Origin of the sequence: Streptomyces sp. NPDC050504, assembly GCF_044458065.1 — a bacterium.
In the GTDB taxonomy this organism is placed as follows: Bacteria; Actinomycetota; Actinomycetes; order Streptomycetales; family Streptomycetaceae; genus Streptomyces.
The window spans coordinates 1-4,131 of record NZ_JBITHO010000017.1; the positions used below are offsets into that span (position 1 = coordinate 1).

The 4,131-nt window shown below is 73.8% G+C and carries 2 protein-coding genes; one reads left to right on the forward strand and one right to left on the reverse strand.

All coding sequences use genetic code 11. The features are described from left to right. Window positions 1-388: 388 nt before the first annotated feature. Window positions 389-1,582, reverse strand: coding sequence for a hypothetical protein (locus ACIBNE_RS39230; protein WP_399280538.1), 1,194 nt, complete (start codon window positions 1,580-1,582; stop codon window positions 389-391). Between the two features lie 320 nt (window positions 1,583-1,902). Here ACIBNE_RS39230 and ACIBNE_RS39235 point away from each other — a divergent pair, with 320 nt between their 5' ends. Continuing rightward, a complete protein-coding gene (locus ACIBNE_RS39235) occupies window positions 1,903-4,002 on the forward strand; it encodes an FG-GAP-like repeat-containing protein (protein WP_399280540.1) in 2,100 nt (699 codons plus the stop codon). Window positions 4,003-4,131: the final 129 nt, after the last annotated feature.

Here is a 4,131-nt window from a genome sequence, read left to right on the forward strand (position 1 = left end):
TGATGCGCACCGCCACCAACGTGGCCGGCCAGGCACTGGTCCCGGTCATCGTCTCGGCCCGCGAGAAGATCCTCGACCACGAGGCGTACGAGAACACCGCCTCCGTGCCGCATGCCGCCGGAGCTTGACCGGACGTCAGTCCGATGGCGTCCGGGAGTCTCCCATCGGCGCCGCCGGGCGGCATCGGCCGACCGCAGAATGGGTACACCGGCCGCGGGGCCCTGATCCCCGGCTCCCGCGGCCGGTCCACGCGGAACGGCGCTGAGCCCCTCCTCCTCATGCCGCAGCGCCTCCCCCGCGAACTCCCCGGTGCCGGAACGATGACAGCACCCCTCCGGCACCGGGGTCCCTCTCCTCCGCCCGGCGGCACCCGATCGGTGACGTACCGTCAGATCGCGGTGAACTCAAGACGTCCGGGGAACTCCTCGGCGAACTCCCGGGCGAGCAGCGGTCCCGTGGGCGCCACGACCGCGAGTGCCACCCGTCCGCCGTCCGCGCGGGCGAGGGCCGGGGCCCCCACGAACGGCCCGACGTCGTACGCGGCCCACGCCGCCGCCGGGCCGCCGCCGGCCGTCTCGGACACCGCCGTGTCGCACACGCCCACGAGGAGCGTCCCGTCCCGTCCACGGCAGGCCAGCGCCAGGCGCTCGCCGTCGCCCGGCAGCCACAGGGCCGCGACGGGGCCGCCGTCCGGAGCCCCGCCCAGCTCGACCACCCGGCCCGTGTCCGTCCTCAGCAGTACGCCGTCGCGGTCCGGCGCCGACCACAGGCAGACCGGCCCGCCCGTGACGGAGCACAGAGCGGTCACTTCGGCCGGGGCCGCGATGCCGTCCACCGGGTCCTCGCGCGTGACGTGCGCGTCGTCGGCGCCCTGGGCCCAGCACAGGGCGCCGTCGGCGGCCGGGGCCAGGACGCCTACGCCGCCCCGCCCGGTGCTCCACGAGGCGAGCCGGGCCTGGACGTCCCGGCCGCCGAGGTCCTGCCAGGGCAGCCAGCCGTCGCGCGGGCTGTCGCGGCGCGTGGATACGCCGCCGCCTCCGTTGCGGAGGAAGACGTGGGCCGCTCCGGTCGCGTCGACGCCCACCAGGGGGACCCCCAGGCGGGGGCGCAGTGCTCGGCGCGACACCGCGCCGAGCGAGCGCCAGCGGGTGAACGGGCGCCCCGTCTGGTACTGCACCGCGTGCACGACGTCGACGCTCTCGGGATCGGAACCCGGCGTCCTGCGCCCTGCGACGTGTACGTGGCCGAGCGGGCCCTGCGCGATCGAGGCGTCGGTCAGACCCGGGACGGGGAAGTGCCGCGGGCCCGACCAGGCGGGCTCCCACGGCGTCCCCTCGGTCCACCGCAGCAGGCCCTTCGGTCCCGTGGCGTACGCGGTGAGCCGCCCGTCGCGCCCCCGGGTCAGCCAGTTGCCCCGGGGGGTGCCGATGAGTTCGACCGGCGGTCGCGCCGGTGGCCGCGCCGTTCCGTCCGCGGACGTGGTCGGGGCCGGTGCTCCGACCGGTGCTTCGGCCGCGCGGTGCCGCCCGCGGGGGCGGCGCGCATCCGTGCGGGAGCGGTGGGGTGATTCGTAGGAGAACACCGTTCCAGCATTGGGAACGACGGGCGGGGAATTGTCCGACGAAAGTTGACGGGCGACCGCGAACGGTGAGCCCTCGAAAAAAGGCGTCGCGCGTTCTCCGCCGTGCCCTTCACGGGCGGACGCGGAACCGGATCACCATCCGCATTGGTTCCTTCGGCTCCTTTCCTCTGTTGCCTCTGAGTCAACTTCTGGCCGATGTATGCCCCCTGCGCCCACGGCACGCTGTTCTTTGCCGAGCCTCGGACCGCTCCAGTTCCCCCTGCTTTTCCTGGAAGCCGTCGGCCGGTGTCTCGATGGAAATGCGAAACGAAGGGCACACCATGACCACTCATTCCGGCGCGTCGTCCGTGAACCGCCGCAAGCTGCGGACGGGAGCGGGCGCGATGGTCATCGCCGCTCTCACCGGCGGCTTCCTGACCGGGTTCGTCCCGGCGAGCCACGCCGACGAGACCCCCGGGAACTCCGGCGGTACCGCGTGCACCCCCTCCGAGGGGTACACGGACTGCCTGGTGTTCGCTCCCGGAGCCGTTCCGGAGACCTTCACCGTCCCGGAGCGCGTCGACAAGCTCGACGTGCACATGTGGGGTGCGGGCGGCAGCTCGGCCAGCGACTCGCGCGGCGGCGGCGGCGGTTACGTCCACGCTTCCGTGCCGGTCGCCGAGGGCGCCGAGGTCGGCGTCAAGGTGTCGGCCGGGACGGACAAGAAGAAGGGCAGCGCCGACGGCGGCGGTGCCGTGGGCGACAAGAAGGCCGGCTTCGGCGGCGGCCTGTCCGCCCTGTGGCTGAACAAGGACGGCAAGGCCGAGGCCGTGGCGATCGCCGGAGGCGGCGGCGGAGCCGGTACGGAGAGCAAGCGCGACGGCGGCGCGGGCGGCGGCGCCGACGGCCAGGAGTCCGCGATGGACGGCGGCAAGGGCGCGGCCGGGGCCAAGGGCGGCGCCGGGGGCAAGAACGGCGGCAACGGCGGAGACGCCGGGCAGCCCGGGACGGCCGGTGACAAGGGCAGCGCCGGGGGCCAGCCGATCAAGGTGGGCGACGTACTCATCGGTGGTGGTGGCGGCGGCGGCAACGGCAGCGGTCTCGCGCATGCCGGTGGCGGCGGCGGTGGCGGCGGCTACGCCGGTGGTGGCGGCGGCGGCTCGAAGGGCGGCGGCGGCGGTGGCTCCAGCTACCTGGCTCCCGGCGTCGAGGGCGAGACCCTCGCCGGAAACGGCAGCGGCGCCGGAGGCGCGGAAGACCCCCACTACACGGCCGGCGTCGGCGAGGGCGGCCGGAAGTCGTCCGGCGGCGCGGGCTCCGTGGTGGTGCAGTGGAAGCCGGTGCCGATCGCCCCGCTGGTGATCGATTCCCCGGCGGAGGGTGCGAAGGTCGAGGGGCTGCGCCCGGAGATCTCCGGCACGGGCGAGCCGGGCTCCGAGGTCGGGATCTCACAGGTCTGGTCCGACCTCACCATGAAGACCACCGTGGGCAAGGACGGGCGCTGGAAGGTCACCCCCCACGAGGACCTTCGCCTCGGCAAGGTGCAGCTGATGGCGTCCCAGACGCGCCCGGGCGAGACCGAACCCGACGAGGAGATCGTCCGGAACTTCACCACGTACGTGAAGGCCGAGCCGGTCCCCGTCGACCCGGCCGCCATGTCCGAGCTGGCGCTCGCCGACGTGGACGGCGACGGCAAGGCCGACACCATCGCCAAGCCCGGCGAGGACAAGGGCGCGCTGTACTGGTTCAAGGGCAACGGCGACATCACCCACCAGCTGGGCAAGAAGGTCTTCGACACCTGGGAGAACACCCAGACCCGCGCCGCCGACTTCGACGGCGACGGCAAGGCCGACCTCCTCGCCGTGGACAAGGGCGGCAAGCTCCAGCTGTGGAAGGGCAAGGGAGACGGCACCTTCGAAGAGCCGAAGGAGGCGGCCTCCTGGACGGGCATGGAGCAGACGACGACCGGTGACTTCGACGGCGACGGCAAGGCCGACGTGGTCGCGCTGGAGACCGCCACCAACGAGCTGAAGCTGTGGCGCGGCACGGGCGACATCGACGCCCCCTTCAAGGAGCCGCTGACGCTGACCAAGTGGGTCGGGTTCACCCAGACCACGGCGGCCAACGTCAACGGCGACAAGTACGCGGACCTGGTGGCCATGACCAAGGACGAGGACGGCAGGCAGATCCTCAAGTACTGGCGCTCCAACGGCAACGTCACGGGCAACCCGTTCGAGAAGCCCCAGTTCCTGACCACATGGGGCAGCTTCGGCCAGACCACCGCCGGTGACTACGACGGCGACGGCAAGGACGACCTGACCGCGGTCGACACCAAGAACAACCAGCTCAAGGGCTGGCGTTCGCTGGGCGAGACGGAGGGCAACCCCTTCGAGAAGCCCAAGGTGGTCAAGCTCATGATCCCGCAGCCCCAGAAGGGCTGACCCGGTACCGGGGCCCGGTGGCCCCGGCCGGGCGCGGGGGGGGGGGGGGCCGGGCGCCCCCCCCCCCCCCCCCCCCCCCGGGGGGCGCGGCGCCCCCCCCCCCCCGCCCCCCCCCCCGGGGGGCCCCCG

Bases quoted from the DNA above. Each gene is read 5' to 3' on its own strand.
- ACIBNE_RS39235 (WP_399280540.1), top strand. From the start codon at position 1,903: ATGACCACTCATTCCGGCGCGTCGTCCGTGAACCGCCGCAAGCTGCGG.